We start from the raw sequence: 20,263 nt of genomic DNA, 5'->3' as shown, positions 1-20,263 counted from the left end.
GCTTGAACTCGCGGCTGAATTTCCTTCGTTGCATTGCGGACCTCCGACAGGTGGAAACATCCTATCTCGGTGTCCACCCAACCCGCAGCAGGCCACTAGTCCTGCTGCGCGACAAGGGTGAGAGCAGTGATGATTGCCAAGCCAGATGGGAGAGCGAACATGGACCCGTTGGCCCGAGGCAAGTACTTTGCGTGAGTTTCGTTGAAGCCGCACTTTAGCGCTTAGCCTAGAAGAAAAGCTAAGCAAGAGCGGCGTCATCGCTTGAAAGATCCGATGACGCCGCTCTTCAGATTTTGGACGTCAGGCGGCGATGTTGTGCCTAACAAAACCCTCGCGTCGCATAGTGCCTGCTGCAATCCGGCCGTAGCTGAAACATAAGGTGAGTGACCCTACTAGGCCTTCAAATAACGCCAAAGGAAGCGTCGCGTTTCCGTTTGTCCACCTCCACTCATTGGTACCGTCGCTCTCCAAGGAATGGAAGCCATGCTCGTGATTAAGGGCAGAAAGCTGGATCGAACGCGCGGTTCCATCGCCATCCACCACATCCAAGCCTGTGAGAAGTACGCCTAACGAACGCGCATCTGTGGATGCAGGATCCATCCACATAGGCGTCTCCACGCCAGATATCAGACGAAGATCATTCGCTAGCTCCGACACATGGAAGGTCAGGCAATGGTCCCCAGCGACGATAGGTTGGACCATCAAGTCACCCACCGCCAGTGCAACCTCGATTTTGTCGAGCGGGGGCTTCGCCTCAATCCGGGCTGCGCGGTCCATCGTCACTGCGCGTATTGCTGCCAGGACATGGCCACCCGTAATCGAAGGCAGACACTCAGGGGCGTGCGCCTCAGCATCGGCGTCATGTCCCATGGTACCATCAGCGGTAAAGAACGCACGATTGCCTGTGTCGTAGTATGTTTCCGCAGCCAAGCCATTTGCCAGAACAACGGCGTGCTGTTCTAGCTCAACGTGCCAATAGTTCACTTGATCGACTTCTTCGATGAGGATCGACGAACCATTAACAATTAGCTCTGCGCGAACGAGATGGTCCTCAATGCAGCTTACCATCAGGCGGTGGCCAGGGGAGACTACCAAGTCTATGAATGGACGCCCTTCACCAAAAGCGTGCGCACGTATTCGGATGGGCTTGGTGCTCTGAGCGAATGGTGTATTGCACTGAACTGTTTGGCTGCCGATCCACTTTATTGGACGGAACGAGCCATCAACAAGCTCGATTTTGTCGCCAACCGCTAGGCTCTCGATCGCAACATAGCCTCCTTCGGTGCTTAGGAGCGTGCCCTCTGCATAGCACACCGGATTAGGCGTGTTGTAGGGATTGGAAGTTGCGAAGTTGGTTGGTTCTGGAGGAAACAGCCCGCTGTTCGAAATTACTAATGACGGATACACAGTGGTGGATGTGATCGACCCGATCGTCTCAGTCCGTTCCGTTCCCATTACCAGGTTTTGGCCATCCGAAGACGACCCCATGATGTGGTAGTTTTCCCCATTGAGTTGGACCAAGCCTTTGTCCGCATCGATGATGGTAAAGGAGCCCTCCTTGAAGAACGCTGTGTGAACCCCTCCAATTGAACCGGTGTATGTCGTTTCGCCATCTACAGTCGCCGACTCGGAGCTAAAGAAGAAAGGTGTATAAAGATAGTCTGCAGGAAAATACTTTCCTGAAATCGCGTTTGCATCGGATCCGTACACCTAATTACCCCTCAGATTGATCATTCCCCAATTCACTCGTGTGATCCGTGGAGGTGAAGCTGGCTTCGAGGCCACGCTTTCAACTTCGCTACTCTTTTCAAGTGATTGCAGCACAGTCAACGAGAATCAGCGATCGATACGTCTGGTCTTGGGGAGTGGCTGACCTCACCCATGCGCCAGCTGGAGACCCGCAAAAACCGGGTAGTTTCTGGCGAAGCGGGCTGGTTTGATGACGTCGAGGCTTCGGGACGCATCAAAGGCATCGTTCGGACCGATTTCCATGATGCCGGGCGTTGATTTCGCCGGTTTGGCCGGCTTGCCGACAGAGTCAGCCCCTGCATTCCCGGCGTTCGTTGCCCGGACATTGGAATGTAGCCCTTCTTCTGGAGTTGCCAATCAAAGGCCTTCATCACCCGCTTGAGCGTTCCCGTCTCAGTCAGGCGATTGCGAAAATGCCGGATCGTGTTCTCATCCGGCGTCCGGTCTCCAAGCGACAGTCCCAGAAACCGCAGCCAACTCAGCCGATCGCGGATCATGAACTCCATCCGGGCGTCTGACAGATTATGCTGCGCCTGCAGGATCAGGGCCTTGAACATCATCACCGGATCGAAGGGTGGGCGCCCGCCTTTGGCTCCGTCGCCATAACCAAGCCCTTCGACCAGCCATGCCCGGAAATACTCAAAATCCACCGTCTCCTGCAAAGCCTCAAGCGGATCGCCCTCCTTGCTCAATTCCTCAAGGTGATCGGTCAAACTGAACAGGGACTTGGAATCCATGACTGGCCTCCGTGATCGCGCCACATCAATGAATCATCATCGCCATCTATACGCTATCGGTTTTTGCGGGTCTTTAGCTCCCAGGCCGGAAGGATTGAGCCCGATGGCTGACCGCCACTGAAAACGCTCACGTTGTTACCCGGTGCTTACTGGCCAAGCTTTAGCCCAGCTAAACTGGCTCATGCCGAAACGCATTTTTCGGAATGAAAACAATATGGTGAGCCCAGCTGGGTTCGAACCAGCGACCTACTGATTAAAAGTCAGTTGCTCTACCGACTGAGCTATGGGCCCCCGTGCCGCGGCTGGGTGCGGGATGGGTGTGCCCTAAGGGCGGGGCGCGGTCGGGTCAAGCGGGCGTTGAGGTGGTTTAGGGTCAGGCCGCTCAACGGATCGCGCCACTTGCCTGCAATTTGGACAGCAGGCCGCAGCACAAAGTCCCGCGTGCGGAACAACGGGTGGGGGATAACCAGATCTTCCTGGGCGAAAGCTCCGCCGCTCCACAGCACGATATCAAGGTCGAGCACGCGCGCACCCCAGGCCATACCGCCCGGGCGGCGGCCGAAGCGTGCCTCCAGTCGTTGCAGGCGGCGCAGCAGGCGCGGTGGCCGCAGACGGGTGTGGACAATGGCGACCGCATTGGCATAGCGGCGCCGCGAAGGGCCATGGGGGGCCGACGCGATGATGCGTGAGGCGGCCTCCAACGTCAGTCGCTTGCGATCGAGGGCCTTGAATGCGGCGCGCAGGACAGCCTCGGGCGCACCGTGGCGCGGGTGGCGCATGTTGGAGCCCAGCGCGATCAGGTAGCGATGCCGGGCCATCGCCGCCTCAGATGTCCTGCGCGATACGGGTGTAAAGCTGCGGCCGCCGATCGCGAAAAAAGCCCATGCCCGCCCGGTGCTTGGCAGCGCGTGCCAGATCGATCTCAGCGGTCAGCACGCCGGTTTCATCGCGCCCGAATTCGCCCAGGAAATCGCCCCATTCGTCGGTAATGAAGGAATGGCCGTAGAACGCCTGGCCATCCTCCACGCCGATGCGGTTGGCGGCGATCACCGGCATGCAGTTTGAAACCGCATGGCCCAGCATCGCGCGGCGCCACATGCGGCTGGTATCAAGGCTGACATCGTAAGGCTCGGAACCGATCGCCGTGGGGTAGAACAGCAGTTCCGCACCCATCAGCGCCATCACCCGCGCGCATTCGGGATACCATTGGTCCCAGCAGATGCCCACGCCGATCCGGGTGCCGAACAGATCCCAAACCTTGAAACCATCGTTGCCGGGGCGGAAGTAATACTTCTCCTCGTAACCCGGCCCGTCAGGAATATGGCTCTTGCGATAGGTGCCCATGATCTCGCCGTGCGGGTCGATCATCGCCAGCGTATTGTAATAATGGTGCCCGTCGCGTTCGAAGAAGCTGGTTGGGATCGCCACCTTCAGCTTCGCCGCCACCTTTTGCATCGCCATGACCGAGGGATGCTGCGCCGTCGGCCGGGCGAGCGCGAACAGCTCCTCTTCTTCCACCTTGCAGAAGTAGGGGCCGGAGAACAGCTCGGGCGGCAGGATGATCTGCGCGCCCTGCCCCGCCGCCTCTTCCACCAAGGCGGAAACGGCGGCGATATTTTGGCCCTCATCGGTGGAATTGAGGGCGAGCTGCAGGGTGGCGACGGTGATATTGGTCATGGCGCGCTGATATTAGGGGCGTTTGCGAAACAGCAAGGTCATCCGATCGCTTTCGCCAATCGCCTGGTACTTTGCGCGATCCTGATCCTTCAACGCCAGAGTGGGCGGGAGGGTCCAGACGCCTTCGGGCCAATTGGCGCTATCCTTGGGATTGGCGTTGATCTCTGACGCGCGGACAAGTTCGAAGCCGTTCAGCTCCATCAAGCGGATCACGTCCGCCTGCCGCAGATACCCGTTCGATCCATCGGCATAGGCAAAGGGCGCATCAGCCTTGGCGCGATGCTGTTCGATGCCGATCATGCCATCGTGCTTCAGCAATTCGCGCATCGCCTTCAGTTCGCTGTCCGCATTGTTCCATTGCAGCATGTTGTGCAGCATGCGCGGGATCAGGATGCGATCGAAGGTGCCCTTTTGGTCTGCCGGCACATCCTTCAACGTCATCGCCGAAAAGTTGCCGGCGGGAAAGCCGGTGAAGCCCGCCACGTCCTGCGGATATTTTGCGACGCCGGCGGCAATGCCGGAACGCATCTTCGCATCGTAGGCCGGCGCGTCAGGGTTGAAGAACAGGCCCACCAGCTTGCCCTGCTTGCCAAGATACAGCCCCAGGAAGCGCGAGTACCACTCTCCGCCCGGGGCATATTCGCCCACTTTCATATCCGGGCGCACCCCGAAGAACGCCATTGTCTCCACCGGATGACGGGCCGCGTCGCGAGCGCGATCCTTCTCCCGCTTCGGATTGGCGGCGGCAAGTTCCAGCAGCGCCTCACAGCCGTTGCAAGTCGCAGCCGGGCTTGGTGCAGGCTTGCCGCCGGCAGGAACGGCCAGAAGACCCATGCCGGTCGCAAGCGAAAGCAGGAAGCGGCGCATCGGCAAATCTCCTCGTATTGAATGGCGCGAACCTACTGGCCCAAGGGGAGATGGCAAGCACCACCGCGATGCCTATCTAGCGATCCACAAAGATTTATGACGGGATGATAGACCACATGGAAACGGCAATAGTGGCAGGCGGGTGCTTCTGGTGCACAGAAGCGGTTTTTCGTGACGTGGTGGGCGTGCAGTCGGTGGAAAGCGGCTACATCGGGGGTAGCGTGCCCGATCCCACCTACAAGCAGGTTTGCTCGGGGACGACCGGCCATGCCGAGGCGATCAAGGTGGTGTTCGATCCGGCAGCGATCTCCCTCGCCGAGATTTTCGACGTATTCCTGGGCACGCATGACCCGACGCAGTTGAACCGCCAGGGCAACGACGTAGGCACGCAGTATCGCTCCGCGATCTTTCCCCTGGACGATGATCAGCGTGCCGAGGCGGAAGCGGCGATCGCCCGCGCCAACGAAGAGCATGGCGGCCGGGTTGTGACCACCATCGAAGGGCCGGCGCAGTGGTATCCGGCCGAGGACTATCACCAGGAGTATTGGGACGGCGAAGGTCAGCGCAACCCCTATTGCCTGGCGGTGATCCCGCCCAAGCTGATGAAGCTGCGCAAGAGCTTTCAGGCAAAAGTAAAAGCCTGAGAATTGCGGGGCGGGTTCGGCTTTTCCCGCCCCACTTTATGGGAGCCCGGTGTCACCCCGAGTTGGTTTCGGAATAACATTGGGACACACCCTCCGCTCCGTTCATGTCGAGCGTAGTCGAGACACGTGATCCCCGCACTGCCGTGTCTCGGCTAAGCTCGACACGAACGGGGAAGTCGAAATCTTAGCTCCCTAGCCAATCACTCCTTGCGCCAGCGCCCGATAAAGAACCCGTCCAGCCCGCCCTGCTCCGCCAGCATTCCGGGGTCGGTCCGCAACCAGCCGCTGTCATCCGGCGTGAGCAACTCCGGCACCTCGCCCGCCGCGATCGGATCGCGTGTCAGACCGATCCGCGCCGCCTGATCCTCGCCCTCTTCCGGTTCCAGCGAGCAGACGGCGTAGATCAGCCTTCCACCCGGCGCGAGCCAGGTCGAGGCGCGTTCGGCCAATGCAGCCTGCAACTCCGCCATCTCGCCGATCTGCCTAGATCCGACACGGTGAAGGACGTCCGGGTTGCGACGGCACGTGCCCGTGGCGGTGCACGGCGCGTCCAGCAGGATCGCGTCGAACTGCGCTTCCGGCTCCCACGTGCGGGCATCGGCCGTGACGATCGTGGCTGACAAGCCGGTGCGATCCTGATTGTCGCGCAGCCGCTCCAGCCTGCGCTTGCTGACGTCCAGAGCGGTAACGTCCCAACCGGCGGCGGCAAGCTGCAGCGTCTTTCCGCCCGGCGCAGCGCAAAGATCCAAGGCACGGCGACCCTCGCCCGTCCCCAGCAGGCGCACGGGAAGACTGGCCGCGAAATCCTGCACCCACCACGCACCTTCGCGATAACCAGGCAAGCTGTCGATCGCCGCGCCGCGTGGCAGGCGGACATGGCCGGGCGCGAGCGAAAGCCCGCCCAGTCGCTCGACCCAGTGCGCCGTCTCGGCAGGATCGCGCAGGCTGAGGTCCAGCGGCGGCGGTTCAGCCAGGCCTCGGGCGATCGACGCGGCTCGTGCGCCCCAGCGTTCCTGCACCTGCGGCGGCAGCGTGGGCGCTTCGGGCAGAGCCACACCTTGCTTCATCAGTGTAGAGAATACGCCATGCGCCAGCCGGCGCGGTCCGCCCATCAGCAACGGCAGCCCGGTGGCGATCGCGGCATGCGGCGGCGTCTCCAACCGCAGGGCCTGCACCAGCATGATCTCCAGCACCGCGCGCGGCTTGGCATCGTCGGGCAAAGGTTGCTGAGTCGCGCTGTCGATCAGCGCGTCCAGATCGGTTCGCCAGCGCAACACTTCGGTGGCGATGGCGCGGGCCAGCGCTCGATCGGCATCGCCCCGCACGCGCGCCAAGGCAGAGCCGCCCGCCTGCTCCAGCGTTTCTCCACGCCGTAGCACCGCATCGATTAGGTTGAGGGCGGCGCGGCGCGCCGGAAGGCCGGGAATGTCCATGGGTGGCCCCTAAGCCCGATTGCCAAGCGGCGCCACCCGCCCCACATGCAAATCCATGACACAGCGAGCCACCAAACGGCCAGAGACCTTCCGCAAGCCCGCGCACTGGTCTGACGCGCCGCCGCCCAAGCCTGAGGCCCCAAAAGACCAGCAGGACCCCGACGGCCTCTCCCCCACGCGCTATGGCGACTGGGTGCACAAGGGCATCGCGATAGATTTCTAAGCCGTCGCCCTATGCGGTGGCGTTGAAGCCTGCTGCCATGCAGCGGTTCCGTCCGCCGCGTTTTGCGGCATAGAGCGGCGCATCGGCACTCGCCAGCCATGCTTCGGCATCCACGGTCGCCGGACCGAGCGAGGCCACCCCAAAGCTTGCCGTAACATCAAGCTGTGCGCCGCATAGCGATTCGATCCGGGCCGATGCGATGGCTTCGCGGAAACGGTCAGACGCGGCCAGAGCGGCATCCTGATCCGTTTCGGGCATCAGCATGGCGAACTCTTCACCGCCCAGCCTGCCCAGCACGTCATTGGGGCGCTTCACGGTATCCAGCACCATCGCCACTTGCCGCAGCACCACATCGCCGCTCGGGTGGCCGTACGTGTCGTTGATCGACTTGAAGCGATCGATATCCAGCATCGCGAGACTGGCCGGGCGATCGTAACGGCGAAAGCGCTCGATCTCATGCTCGGCGCTCTGGATGAAGCCACGCCGCGTCAGCACACCGGTCAGTTGATCACGTCCGGCAATGCGGCGCAATTCCAGTTCGTCGACCACGATCCGCGCGAACTTGTCGAGGATCGCGATCTCGGCGGGGGAGAAATCCCGCGCCTGCGTATCGATCGCGCAGAGCGAGCCGATGTTGTAGCCATCGGGCGTGCGCAGCGGCACTCCGGCGTAACTGCGGATGCTGGGATCACCAATAACGAAGGGATTGTCCGCGAAACGCAAGTCTTTCGTGGCGTCGGGGACGATCAACGGATCGCGTTGGGCGATAGCATGCGTACAGAATGAGATATCGCGGGGTGTCTGACTGGCGTCGACGCCACTGCGCGCCTTGAACCACTGCCGGTCCGCATCCAGCAACGAAACCGCCGCGATCGGCACGCTCAACACCGTTCGCACAAGCGCGACGACATTTTCGAACGGCTCTTCGGGCGCGGTATCCATCACCGCGAGACGCTGAAGAGCGGCCAACCGTGCTGGCTCGTCTGTCAAATCCGGGCTTCGGTACATAGGTATTCCAGTGTTTGCGAACGGCCTTGTTGGCCATGCCCCCGGCGAAGTGTTAACGAGGTTATAGAGTTGAGCGTTAAGATTTTGCCAACATCGGGCTTTCGGTCACACCCTAAGAGATGAACCGAGTTTCAGGGCAGAATCTCGACCGTAGCGCCATCGGGAACGAGGGCCCACAGCGTCTCCATCTCGGCATCCGAAACGGCGATGCAGCCATCGGTCCAATCCCCGGCCATTCGCCACCCGAGCCCATTGGGCTGGCCATGAATCATGATCAGACCACCCGCGCTGCGCCCCATCGCCCGGGCATAGGCGGATTGCGCCTCGTCTGGATAGGAGACGTGGAGCGACAAGTGATAGGCGCTATTAGGATTACGCCAATCGATCCGATAGCGCCCTTCCGGCGTGCGTCCATCCCCCTCGAACCGCTTGGGACCGACAGGCGTGCGACCCAATTGTACGCTGCCCAGGCTGAGCAAGCGTGTCTCGCCCGACCAAACTTCCAGCACCCGCGCCGCCTTGTGGACGCGAACCAGGTCTGCGCGGGCTTCATGCCGAGGAGGGAGCAGAGCTGGAAGAGGCGCGGTCGTGACGGTTTCCACCGGCGTCGGCGGCGCGGTGGTGCAAGCGGCCGTCAGCAGCACCAGCAGGGGAACGAGCCTTCGCATCGCCCCCTGCCTTAGCATCAATCCTGGAAGGGGTCGCGCACCAGGATCGTGTCTTCGCGCTCGGGACTGGTGGAAACCAGCGCGACCGGCGTCTCGATCAATTCCTGCACGCGCTGGATATACTTGATCGCCTGCGCCGGCAGATCCGCCCAAGACCGCGCCCCGGCAGTCGTGCCGGGCCAGCCGTCCATTTCCTCATAGATCGGTTCGACATTGGCCTGATCGGCGGCATGGCTGGGAAAATAGTCCAGCACCTTGCCGTTCAGGCGATAGCCGGTGCAGATCTTCACCGTGTCGAAACCGTCCAGCACGTCGACCTTGGTCAGCGCGATGCCGGTCACGCCCGAGATCGCGCAGGACTGGCGCACCAGCACCGCATCGAACCAACCGCAGCGGCGCTTGCGACCGGTAACGGTGCCGAACTCATGGCCGCGTTCGCCCAGGCGCTGGCCGGTGGCGTCCTCCAACTCGGTCGGGAACGGACCCGAGCCGACCCGCGTGGTGTAGGCCTTGACGATGCCCAGCACGAACCCGGTGGCGGAGGGGCCAAGACCAGAGCCGCTGGCCGCAGTGCCGCTCACCGTGTTGGAACTGGTGACGAAGGGATAAGTCCCGTGATCGACATCCAGCAGCACGCCCTGCGCGCCTTCGAACAGGATGCGCGCACCGGCCTTGCGCACCTTCTTCAGCCGCTTCCACACCGGCTGGGCATATTGCAGCACGAACGGTGCGATTTCCTTTAGCGCCGCGATCAGCTTGGCCCGGTCCACCATGGGCTCGCCAAAGCCGGCGCGAAGGGCGTCGTGATGCGCGCACAGACGGTCGAGCTGGGGTTCCAGATGATCGAGATGGGCAAGGTCGCACACGCGAATCGCGCGGCGGCCCACCTTGTCCTCATAAGCCGGGCCGATCCCCCGCCCGGTCGTGCCGATCTTGCCTGCGCCAGCGGCGGCCTCGCGCATCATGTCCAGTTCGCCGTGGATCGGCAGGATCAGCGGGCAATTGTCCGCAATGGCGAAATTCTCGGTGTTGATGACGACGCCCTGGCCTTCGAGCTTCTCAATCTCGGCCTTCAGCGCCCAGGGATCGAGGACCACGCCGTTGCCGATGATCGAAAGCGTGCCGGTGACGATGCCCGAAGGCAGCAGGCTCAGCTTGTAGACCTGCTCGCCCACTACCAGCGTATGACCGGCATTATGCCCGCCTTGAAAACGGACGACGGCATCGGCCCGGCTGGCCAGCCAGTCCACGATCTTGCCTTTGCCCTCATCGCCCCATTGAGCGCCGATAACGGTTACGTTGGCCACAGGTACACTGCCTCCACCTGCCAGGGTGGATCCACGGAACGCCCTTCGACAGGACTCGGCGATCGGGATGGTTCGATCGGAAGGCGCAAGGCCACCCGGATTTGCGAGGCGCTCCTAGGCAGGCCGACGAAGCGCGTCAAGCCATCATACCGCAGCAAAGGAGGCCGCCGCGTGTTTATCGGTTTCGTTGTCCAGGCACTACATCTAAATATGACCGGCACCACTACGCGTCTTCGGAGCCGGGCAAAATCAGCATATGCAGAATGCCCGCTCGCGGCAGCGTGTGATGCGCAGATTTGCCAAGACATGGGATTGCGCTGCGAACCTTAACCCGCTAGCAGCCCGGAACCCGCAAGAATGCGTCGGATGGCCCGATGGCGGAGTGGTTACGCAGAGGACTGCAAATCCTTGCACGCCGGTTCGATTCCGGCTCGGGCCTCCATAACAGCCTCCAGCGATGTCAAGGCATGTCCGCAGGGCTGCTGTTTTTGTCTGCGGGCCTTCGACGCTTCCCGTTCGGCATACGACCCACGCGATGACGCGTTGGCTGACACTCCGCTCCGGGCGAGAGGAACGACGGCCAAGCTGGGCGCCACAAATCGGACTTCGTGCTGGCCTAACCCATAATAGCCTCAGCGTTTAGTCGCCTTACGGGTCGAGTGTTTACGAAAAAGCTGGTGGGCAGAACGCCCACCAAAAGCTGGTGGGCAGAACGCCCACCAACTCGACCGTGCTTCTTAGAATGTAACCGTAAGGCTGCCGCCATAGGTCCGAGGCGCGCCGAAGATGCCGGTGGCATAGCCGAACGCCTGGAACTGGGTGCTGCGCGCCGTGAGATAATTCCGGTCGAAGATATTGCGGATCCACAGCTGGCCGCTGACCGGCGATCCCAAGGCATTCTTCCAATTCAGTGACGCGTTGGCCAAAAAATAGCTCTTAATCACATTGAAGTCGGCTCCGAAGGATGCGTTGTATGGGGTAAAGACGTTCGTTTGCGTGATTTTGCTCGTGTAATAACCCGAGACGGTGGCAGTCACTTTGCCAACATTTTCATCCAGCGGCAGGTCATAGCTTGCGGCGATATTGAATTGGTGCTTGGGCGTTTGCGCCGGCGTGGCACCGCTCAGATCAACGGGGGGAACCAGTGTCGTTCCCGTCTTTCCATCGCCGTTACCACCGACAGCCGGGAAGCCGAACTCTTTGAACTTCGAATGGATATAGTTGTAGCTCCCATCCAGCGTGAAGCCCTCGAAAGGAGAATACCGCATTTCAAAGTCCAGGCCATACACTTCCAGCTTCGCCGCATTGAAAACACCGAAACCGGCGCCACCGTCATCATAATTGTAGTTGTAGAAGACCTGCTTGTTGCTGGTCCTCCCATAATAGAGAGCAATATTTGTCCGGATCGGACGACCGGCAGCACGCCAATCGGCCTTTAGACCACCCTCGAACATTGTTGTCTTTTCGGGATTGTAAAACGGCACTTCGCGGATCGTGAAATTGGTTCCGCCAGCTAAATAGCCATGACTTACTTTGGCGTACCCAAGAACACCGGGTCCAAACTTGTTGCTTACGGTGACGTTCCAGCTGGGTGCCTTGAACTTTGCGGAACGCCGACCAAAGCATGTTGTCAGATCCTTGTCTACGTAACCAGCAAGAGCAGGAAAGTTGCAGACACGATCCGGGGCCAGAAAGAATCGCTCCCCAAAATCGGGAAGGCCGATCCCCTGGGATTGTGTCACGATCGATGAGACGCGATCCCAGTTATACCGCACACCGCCAGAAATATTTAGGCTTTCCGTTAAATCAAAATCAGCATTGCTGTAGACCGCCTTGGAATTTGTGTCCTTCTGTTCGTAGCTGTTCAGGTTGGCGACCAGCGGCAGCTGTAGCAAAGTTAGGAATGTGCCTTGGACTACAGGCGAATTAAGACCCTGATCACGGTTTAGCATGGAAAAGTAACCACCGAGGTTTGCCCGCAAGCGACCGTCCATGCCTTTGTACTGAAGTGTTATGTCGTCCGTCCATTGATCGGTGGTCGTCACGTTGCGGGTGTGCACTTGAGTAATGGTGGTGCCACTGCTTTCCTCTGACGTGAGCAGGGAATCATGCCGAAAACCAAGGACGTTGCGTATCGAGAGATTGTCGGAAAGCTCCATTTGAAGAAGATGTTCAAGACCGAACAGCTTGGCCCTGCCGATAAACGGTTTACGAACGCCGGAAAGGTCGGGGCCGACGTAGATTGTTTTGCGCGTGCCGGTCCTGGCGCCGAACTTGGCGAGATCTACGCCGCCTGCACTGGGAAAAAGCGCAAGCGGCACCTGGGCCGTGGGTGCTTCGTCACGATTATAATAGTCAAGAATCAAATCACTGCGGATCGGCCCGCTATCCAGGGACATCGTCCCACGGAGAGAATAGTGATCTTCATTCGAGAACCGGTTGGGAATGCCATCAGCAGCGGCCAGATTCCTTACGTAACCATCGCGTTTAACGTAGTTGCCGGCAAAACGAAAAGCGAGGACATCGTTCACCGGCAGATTGATCATACCTTCAAGTTCACGGCGATTGTAATTCCCGTAGCCTGCCTTGATATAACCCTCAAAGTTCTTAGTCGGAAGGTTTGTTCGCACCGTGATGGTGCCTCCCGTGGTATTTGTACCAAACTGCGTTCCTTGCGGCCCCTTCAGAACTTCGATCGCAGAGATATCGTAAAATGCATTCACAATGCCGAAGGTCGAGATCACTGGCACGTCGTTCTGATAGACTGCAACGCCGCCGTCTATGCCCAGTTCCGTCGCCGTGCCGCGAATCGCAAAAACGGGAGAACCACCCGTGGAACTATTTGAAATCGTGAGACCCGGCGTTACTGTCTGAAGGTCCTGAACGTTCAGGACGACCCGATTTTGAAGTTCGGCACCACTGAAAGCGGCGACGGCAATCGGCAAAGACTGCGCAGACTCACCAAACTTACGAGCAGTCACAACAATATCGGCAAGCTGACTGTCGCTGGCCGACGTATCAGATGTAGCAGCATCCTGCGCAATAGCAGGTACTATAAAAGCCACCATCGAAAGCGACACAGCGGAAACCGTTACAAGGTGCTTACACTTAAAGGTCACGCAACTCTCTCCCTTTTGTTTTTTCTTTATCCAACACGTAGATGCGCTGGTTTGGTAACTTCCCTATTTATGGGAAGCGCACGGCCCGTTCGACTGAAAATCACGTAGGCCCACTGCTATCAGATTTGAGATAATGGCGAGCACCAACGAATGCTGGGCAAGGTCTACCCGCGCTATTGCGAAAGTGGAACATGCCTAGGTTTCAGGCTTCAGATTTACGCAATAAACCTTCAGCTTTTAGATCTTTGACATAGCGAGCAATGATCTTGCGTTCGAGATGTGGCACCCGCCCATCAGCAGTAATGTTCGCCTGGGCGGTGGCGGCCACGAACTGCGCACACGGCAAGGTCGGACCAGTCCGCACGGGCTGCTGCCCCGACAATGCTTCCATCAGCGGTAGCATAGATGCCCGTCGCGCGTCATCGGGAAGCGCTCGCATCGCACCCTCGAAGCGCGCGAGCCAGGCCGTGAATGGCGCGCGCGTCATGGAGTAGCCGAGTTCCTCAAGCCATTGAACGAAGGTGTCCTGCGAGATGCCGTCATCGTGGGGGTTTAGTACATGGAAGGTATGGAAACCGGTCCGACGCCGTTCTCCGATGGCACTGACAGCTGCGGCGATGAAATCCACCGGCAGACCATCGTAATGGGCCTGCCCCTCACCCGTGTAAAAGCTGTCAGGGGCGAGGCGTGTTACGGCGAGACTAAGGATCAATCGGGTGAAGATGTCCGGAATATTGAGATGGCCGGAATAGCTCTTCGGTGCCATGATCATTCCAGAGCGAAATACGCAGACCGGAAGCCCCAGCCTAGTGTTCGCTTCGCGCAATAAGACCTCGGCCGCCCATTTGCTGGCACCATAGCCGTCGGCGTAGCCTTCGGATGTTTGCCACGAAGCGATGGCGTCGCGGATATCCGCCTCCTCGGTCGCGGGTGCGCCGACGTTCATGGCAGCCGCCACGGTCGAGATATGCAGCACTCGCTTTAGCCGTGTGGTCACAGCCAATTCAATCAGGGTCGCGGTTCCTGCGACATTGGGCCGGAAAAGCTGGGAGTACGGCAACTTATGGTTCACCAGCGCCGCAGGGTGGACTACAAGGTCAACCTCGTCGGCCAAACGCAACCATATTTTTTCCGGCAAGCCAAGGTGGGGCTTCGCAAGATCACCTGCGAGTACCTCAAGCCGCCCCTCAGCCAGGCGCTCGATATCGCGCAGCAGAGCATCGTCACCACCCGCGAAGCTCTCCAATAAGCGCGAACGGGCCGAAGCATCGTCGGCACCCCGCGCGATGCAGATCAGCTTGCCACCGTTCACGCTGAGGCGCTTGAGCTGCTCCAGCGCCAGGAAGCGACCCAGGAAGCCGTTAGCCCCGGTGAGCAGCACGCAGGCGGCATCGGTTTCGCTGGCGGGTGCGATCGTACTAACTGCGGCCAGCACGGCGGCGGGAATGAATTTTTCCAGCTGGAGGTCAGCAGCGCGAAGCTGGCTCTGGTCGGCGCCGTGAACGTCGGCTGCCGTGACTCCCTCGTCCGCCCCGGAGATCTGCCGCGTCAAATCGTCCTTCAGCTGAACGAACGATCCGGCCGGATGCATGATCGTGCTGACATCGATGGGCAAGCCGTAGATATCCTCCAGCAGCAGGGCATAGGACAGGCCAGCCAGGGAATCTCCGCCAAGTGCGGCAAAGGAATCCCGTTCGGCGATCTTGCCCGCATCCAGGCCAAGCACAGAGGCGGCAGCCCGACGGAGCGTTTCCTCCATTGGCCGATCACGGCCATTGCGGCGCAGATTGTCGATCTCGGTTGCTTGGTCGTCGGCGTGCGCGGCGTAGATCGCCTCCAGCCGTTCGCCATAACGCATGCGAAACGCCGGCCGCAGATGTTTGGCCAGCGCTGACTGCAAGCCATTCGCAACCGAGAAAGGCTCAAGCTCAACGATGATATCGCGCGGAATCTCGTAAGCGTTCAGGCCGGCTTCGATGCCGACGCGCCGGATCGCCGAGAGCAATCGCTCTTTGATGGCCACTTCGTCGAGGTCATGCGGAAGAGCATCAAGGTTCGGCACGACGACGCCAAGCAGGTATGCGCGCGCGCTGTTGCCGTAGAGATAGACTTGAGAAATCGCCGGATCGCCGCGGGAATACAACGATTCCAGCGGCGCTATCGCGACAAATTCACCTTGCGCCAGTTTCATCACGTTGTTGCGACGATCGAGGTAGGCTAGTCGGTCGGGCTCCACTTCGGCCACGATATCACCGGTCCGGTAGAAGCCCTCGTCGTCAAAGGCTGCTGCGGTGAGGTCCGGGCGGCCGAAATAGCCTGCGAAGATGTTCTGCGATTTGATACACAACTCGCCGCGCGGATGAGGCTTGTCTGTAATGAAATAGCCAAGTTCAGGAACGTCGATAAGCTTGTAGTCGATGATTGGCGGGCGCGTGACTTTCTGGTCGAGCGTGATGCTACCAGACTCAGTCGAGCCATAGCCGTCGACGATCGGACGCCCCAACAGCCGCTCGGTGAAGACACGAAGCGCGGGATCGAGCGGGGCTGAACCAACCACCGCATCCGTCATGCGGCCACCCAATGCCGTCTGGCGAAACCGCGCCAGCGCCCAATCTAGCTCACCATCAGGAAGATCCGGATGCTGCGCCATGAAACGCTGCTGGATCAGTTCGCAGATGCGCGGAACCAGCGCCATCGTAGTCGGCCTGACCTTTGCAATGTCCTCCATCAACGTGCTCAGATCGCTGCGGCCGGTAAAGCAGGTGACCCCTCCGTTGGCGAAGGTCAGCCAGAGATAGAACATGCCAAAGACATGGTTGAGCGGCTGGTAATTGAGAACGATCGGCGCAGGGTCTCTCACTTGAGCCCAGGCGGCTTTGACTAGCCGCTGGTTGTGCATGGCCCCCTTTGGCGTGCCAGTGCTTCCAGAGGTATAATACACGATCACCAGCGGATCTTCGCCGGGAGCAGGCTGGTAAGGCTGTGCCTGCGGGAGGTTAGCGCCCCGCGCGCGCAGGGCGCTGAACGGCAGTATCTGAAGTCCCGGGCGTTCCTTAGCCAATCGCGCCTGTTGCTCCGCAATCCTGGTCTGGTTGTACTCGTCCAATCCGTCATGATCAAAAACGATCACGCAACGGGTTTGTGTGCATCCTATCGCCAGGGTTACGGATGTCTCAAGATGTTCGAGAGCCGTGGCGATGCAGGGAGGCTTCACCTCTTGCATCATACCCGCCAAAAGTTCGGTCGCGGCAGTGGTCTGCAGCGGGACGATTGGTAGCCCGCAAAGCCCCAGCGCTAGATTCAGCGTGGCGAAATCCACATTGGCGAAGGCCATGATCGCCACGGGATCTCCTGGCACAAGGCCAAGGGCGCGATCATGGCGGAACGCGGAAGCCGTATGAAGAACACGGCTTTCCAATTCGGCATAGTCGATGATCGTGTAATCATTTTCAAGGCGACCGCCCTGCACTTTCCGCCAAGCCATAGCTGGGCGATCTCGGTACGCCTTGAAAACCGCGAGGGTCATTTGCGCAAGCGCGGCCTCAGGCTGGCGCAGTAACGCGGCAAGATCAGGGTCCGGCTTGAGAGCGGGGTCCAGGCTTTCGATTGAACGGGTTGCGCTCGCAAGCGCGACGCTGCTGTGCATCAGGGTCTCTCCGGTACCGCCGCCCGCGCTTTTTCTGCGCGGCGCCTGCTTATCTGACCGGGATTATGTTCTGAAGATCTCGGTGCAACAACCGATCAAATGTAAGCATCTCCAATGTAATAGCAAAGTCGAGACAAGCCGCATTTCTTGTCATGGATCAAACACACGGATCATGATGGCTCGCTGGCGTTACGCCCAGCTGAAGTTGATAGATGCGGGACATCGCCGACAAAAGCGACGCCCCGCGATCCGATCAGAACTCGATGGAGGCAGAAGCCTTGAAGGTGCGCGGCGTGCCTTGCAGCAGTTGCGATCCAAAGGCCGTGAATGCGGTGAAGGCCGACGCCCAGTAACGCTTGTTGGCGACGTTATCGACGCTGAAGCGCAGGGTCATCGCGCTTTGCCCCACCGGTACCAGGTAACGTGCGCCCAGATCGACGCGGGTCCAGTCATTCAGGCGCAGCGTGTTCGTCAGGTCTGCCGCCTGCTTGCCGGTGTAGACTACCCGGCCGGTCAAGGTCAGCGCGGGCAGGAACGGCAGGTCCCACTCCACGTTGGCGTTGCCCAGCAACTCGGGCACGCCGACCGCGTCATTGCCCTGGTTCAAGCCGCCCTCGGTGCGGCGCAGCTTGGCGTCCAGGATCGTCAGGCCGCCGATCACGCGCAGGCCGTCCACCGGCTCACCGTTCAGCGTGAACTCGATCCCGCGATTGCGCTGGACCGCGAAATTTCCATACTCGAAGAAGCCCAGCCGGTCGGTATCGGGGCGATAAAATGCGCCGGGCTTATCGATCTGGAACAGTGCCAGCCCGGCATCGAAGCGGCCGAACGTCAGCTTGCCGCCTACCTCGTACTGCTTGGATTTGATGGGCGGCAGAAAGCGACCGGAATTGCTGACCGGCACCGGCAACCCGTTGATCGTGACTGTCGGCTGAGCCTGCTCACCGCGAACCAGGCCTTCGATGCGATTGGCGTAGAACGACAGACCGGGCACCGGCTTGATCACCAAGCCAACGACCGGGGTTACCGCGCTTTCCTTGTAAAATGACTGCAAAGCGCCGTCCTGATACGAATAGGAGGTGGCCTTGATCTCCTGCAGGCGCAGGCCGCCCGTGATCAGGATGCGATCGTCCCACAAGCCGATGGTGTCCGATGCGAACACGCTGGCCACGCGCGTGCGGCCGATCGGGAACGGATCGTCCAGATCGCCACCGGCGAAACCTCCCGCCGGACGGGCCACGACGACGGGCCGGTAGATGTTCGTGGCGTAAGGCGTCACTGAGAAGTCGTAGGCGTTGCGGTTGGTCTGCCAAGCGACGGACGTGCCGAAGTTCACTTCCTGCGTCACGCCGCCCGCCGCCAGCTTGACCCGCATGCCCAGGGTACCGGCTTCGTTGTTGTCGGTGCGCGGCACGTAGGACGCGCTGCCCGTGGCGTCGCCATTGGCCGCATTGACCAGGGTTACACTAGCCGTGACCTGATCTTCCTTCCCGCCGCGCGCGCCGGCCTTGAAGTAGAGCATCGCGTGCTCATCCAGATCCCATTCCAGATTGAAGGTGCCGAAGATGTCGCGCGTCTGGATGTGGCTCCAGGGCTGCGAATAGTTGGTGTCGGCATCCGGTACGCGCGGGATCGCGCCGCCGATTGCCACCTTGGGCCGCCAGTACGATTGGCGCAGGCGCTGGAAGTTGACGTTCAACGAAGCGCGAACCGGTCCGTTGTTGAAGTCCAGCGTGCCGCCGACGACATAGCTTGAGTGGAATTCATCGTTGATGGCGATATCGCCACGGCGTGCCGAACCGTTGAGGCGCAGGCCCCACTCCTGGTTCGCGCCAAACCGACGGGAGACATCCACCGCACCGGTGAAATGCGAGTCCGAGACATAGCCGACCGTGGCGCGCGTGCGGTTGCCGTCCGCCATTTTGGGCAGCAGGTTCACGCTGCCGCCGATGCCGCTGCCGCCAGGCGCAGCACCGTTCAGGAAGGCGCTGGCACCGTTGATGATCTGGACGGACGAGAACAATTCCGGCGCGACCAGCTGGCGGGGCGTGATGCCGTATAGACCGTCGAAACCGACATCGTCCGAATTCAGCTCGAACCCGCGGATCACGAAAACTTCGGCGGCGGTGCCGAAGCCCAGCGTGGTGCGCACGGTGGGATCATTCTCCAGCACTTCGCCCAGACTGTCGGGCTGCTGGTTGCGGATCAACGCTTCGTTATAGGAGCGGACGTTGAAGGGGATGTCCTCCGCCGCCTTGTTGCCCAAAACGCCGATATCGCCGCTGCCGCTGACCTGCGTCTGGTTGAGCCTTCGTGCCGAAACGATGATGTCATCCGCGCCGGCATCCTCATTACGGGATTGGGCCTGCGCCAGGACTGGCAGGAAAGCTGTGCTCGCCAGGATGGCGGTGGAAACGGCAACGCGTTGCGCGCGCGAAAACGGCATGAGAACCCCCTGATTTGCGCTGTCCGTTCATGCGGTCAGCTGCGAGGGCCCCATGCCTTTGATGATAATGATTTGCAATACTGAAAAATGGGGCAGCTTTGGGCTGCCCCGATTACGAACTGACTACCAGTCAAACCAGCGGTTGCGGCGGCGGACGGTCGTATCTGCAATGCCGTCGCCATCAAGATCGACCGCGCGGGTTGCAGCAGGCCCGGTCCGAACCGCGTCCGCCGTGGCTTCGGCGCGAGCGGCGCGGAGTTCGGCTTCATGAACGCGGCGCTCTGCCTCCAAGGTGGCCGCCTCACTGCGGCGCGTGGTGCGCAGCGTGTAGTAGTGGCTCCACATCTGGCTGTGCGCGAAGGCGAGCGCGAGGCCGCCGATAATCGCCAGGTTCTTCAAGGCTGCGATCGCTTGCACCGGGTCGGTGAAACGGTTGTGGAAGAACAGGATCGTCCCCGCCGTGAAGACGGCCAGCAGGACGGACACCAGGCGGACAGCGAAACCGGCCGCAAGGCACAGACCGCCAACCAGTTCGAATAGCCCGACTACCAGAGCCAGATTACCTGGCAGACCTGTCTTGGCCATCATGGCCGCGGTGCCGCCTATGTCCATCAGCTTGCCGATACCACTGGCGATGAAAAGAAGGCCGATCAGCAAACGGCCTATAATCGCGGCGATCTTTGACATGACCAGCCTCTTCCCTGTTGTGATTGTTTCCATGGAAGCGGCATCAGGCAGG

The 20,263-nt window shown here is 60.4% G+C and carries 15 protein-coding genes and 2 tRNA genes; 3 read left to right on the top strand and 14 right to left on the bottom strand.

Translation table 11 applies throughout. The annotated features are described in order from the left end of the window. Nucleotides 1-300 precede the first annotated feature (300 nt). From GGR39_RS03695 to GGR39_RS03670, 6 genes are all read right to left on the bottom strand, one after another. Nucleotides 301-1,710 carry a Hint domain-containing protein gene (locus tag GGR39_RS03695; protein ID WP_183615884.1) on the bottom strand — a complete coding sequence of 470 codons (1,410 nt, stop codon included), beginning with the start codon at nt 1,708-1,710 and terminating at the stop codon, nt 301-303. A 116-nt stretch (nt 1,711-1,826) separates the two neighbouring features. After that, nucleotides 1,827-2,486, bottom strand: coding sequence for a transposase (locus tag GGR39_RS17060; RefSeq protein WP_221225906.1), 660 nt, complete (start codon nt 2,484-2,486; stop codon nt 1,827-1,829). A 215-nt stretch (nt 2,487-2,701) separates the two neighbouring features. Further along, nucleotides 2,702-2,777: transfer RNA gene (locus tag GGR39_RS03685), tRNA-Lys, on the bottom strand. Continuing rightward, the gene (gene folK / locus GGR39_RS03680) at nt 2,768-3,304 is read right to left on the bottom strand and encodes a 2-amino-4-hydroxy-6-hydroxymethyldihydropteridine diphosphokinase (RefSeq protein WP_183615883.1); all 537 of its coding nucleotides are present in this window, start codon (nt 3,302-3,304) and stop codon (nt 2,768-2,770) included. The genes GGR39_RS03685 and folK overlap by 10 nt, the downstream gene beginning before the upstream one ends. Nucleotides 3,305-3,311: 7 nt before the next feature. Beyond that, nucleotides 3,312-4,163: an N-carbamoylputrescine amidase gene (aguB, locus tag GGR39_RS03675; RefSeq protein ID WP_058737179.1), complete on the bottom strand. Its 852-nt coding sequence runs from the start codon at nt 4,161-4,163 to the stop codon at nt 3,312-3,314. Nucleotides 4,164-4,175: 12 nt separating this feature from the next. After that, nucleotides 4,176-5,030 carry a class I SAM-dependent methyltransferase gene (locus tag GGR39_RS03670; protein ID WP_183615882.1) on the bottom strand — a complete coding sequence of 285 codons (855 nt, stop codon included), beginning with the start codon at nt 5,028-5,030 and terminating at the stop codon, nt 4,176-4,178. Nucleotides 5,031-5,146: 116 nt separating this feature from the next. On the opposite strand from GGR39_RS03670, the gene msrA reads away from it, so the two are divergent. After that, a complete protein-coding gene (msrA, locus tag GGR39_RS03665; protein ID WP_183615881.1) occupies nt 5,147-5,674 on the top strand; it encodes a peptide-methionine (S)-S-oxide reductase MsrA in 528 nt (175 codons plus the stop codon). A 200-nt stretch (nt 5,675-5,874) separates the two neighbouring features. Here the strand turns inward: msrA and GGR39_RS03660 are convergent, their stop codons facing one another. Beyond that, nucleotides 5,875-7,107 carry an RsmB/NOP family class I SAM-dependent RNA methyltransferase gene (locus GGR39_RS03660; protein WP_183615880.1) on the bottom strand — a complete coding sequence of 411 codons (1,233 nt, stop codon included), beginning with the start codon at nt 7,105-7,107 and terminating at the stop codon, nt 5,875-5,877. Between the two features lie 55 nt (nt 7,108-7,162). On the opposite strand from GGR39_RS03660, the gene GGR39_RS03655 reads away from it, so the two are divergent. Continuing rightward, on the top strand, nt 7,163-7,330 hold the full coding sequence (locus GGR39_RS03655; protein ID WP_082668048.1) for a DUF1674 domain-containing protein: 168 nt from the start codon (nt 7,163-7,165) through the stop codon (nt 7,328-7,330). A 9-nt stretch (nt 7,331-7,339) separates the two neighbouring features. Here GGR39_RS03655 and GGR39_RS03650 read toward each other — a convergent pair whose 3' ends face one another. The 3 genes from GGR39_RS03650 to GGR39_RS03640 all read right to left on the bottom strand — a co-directional run bounded on the left by GGR39_RS03650 (nt 7,340) and on the right by GGR39_RS03640 (nt 10,313). Next, a complete protein-coding gene (locus GGR39_RS03650) occupies nt 7,340-8,338 on the bottom strand; it encodes a GGDEF domain-containing protein (protein ID WP_183615879.1) in 999 nt (332 codons plus the stop codon). 131 nt (nt 8,339-8,469) lie between these two features. Further along, complete coding sequence (locus GGR39_RS03645) at nt 8,470-9,006, bottom strand: L,D-transpeptidase family protein (RefSeq protein ID WP_246388205.1); 537 nt, start codon at nt 9,004-9,006, stop codon at nt 8,470-8,472. Between the two features lie 17 nt (nt 9,007-9,023). Further along, nucleotides 9,024-10,313: an adenylosuccinate synthase gene (locus tag GGR39_RS03640; RefSeq protein ID WP_058737185.1), complete on the bottom strand. Its 1,290-nt coding sequence runs from the start codon at nt 10,311-10,313 to the stop codon at nt 9,024-9,026. 368 nt (nt 10,314-10,681) lie between these two features. Here GGR39_RS03640 and GGR39_RS03635 point away from each other — a divergent pair. Further along, nucleotides 10,682-10,755 (top strand) — tRNA-Cys (locus tag GGR39_RS03635). Between the two features lie 295 nt (nt 10,756-11,050). On the opposite strand, the gene GGR39_RS03630 is transcribed toward GGR39_RS03635, so the two are convergent. From GGR39_RS03630 to GGR39_RS03615, 4 genes are all read right to left on the bottom strand, one after another. Beyond that, a complete protein-coding gene (locus tag GGR39_RS03630) occupies nt 11,051-13,432 on the bottom strand; it encodes a TonB-dependent receptor domain-containing protein (protein WP_183615877.1) in 2,382 nt (793 codons plus the stop codon). 202 nt (nt 13,433-13,634) lie between these two features. Continuing rightward, nucleotides 13,635-17,078, bottom strand: coding sequence for a carboxylic acid reductase (gene car / locus GGR39_RS03625; RefSeq protein ID WP_183615876.1), 3,444 nt, complete (start codon nt 17,076-17,078; stop codon nt 13,635-13,637). Nucleotides 17,079-17,331: 253 nt separating this feature from the next. Next, a complete protein-coding gene (locus GGR39_RS03620) occupies nt 17,332-19,524 on the bottom strand; it encodes a TonB-dependent receptor (protein WP_183615875.1) in 2,193 nt (730 codons plus the stop codon). A 123-nt stretch (nt 19,525-19,647) separates the two neighbouring features. Continuing rightward, nucleotides 19,648-20,211: a DoxX family protein gene (locus GGR39_RS03615; protein ID WP_183615874.1), complete on the bottom strand. Its 564-nt coding sequence runs from the start codon at nt 20,209-20,211 to the stop codon at nt 19,648-19,650. Nucleotides 20,212-20,263 lie beyond the last annotated feature (52 nt).

Origin of the sequence: Novosphingobium fluoreni, assembly GCF_014196615.1 — a bacterium.
Taxonomy (GTDB): Bacteria; Pseudomonadota; Alphaproteobacteria; order Sphingomonadales; family Sphingomonadaceae; genus Novosphingobium; species Novosphingobium fluoreni.
Note: the sequence above shows the minus strand (reverse complement) of the source record. Positions and strands in the feature narration are given on the sequence as shown.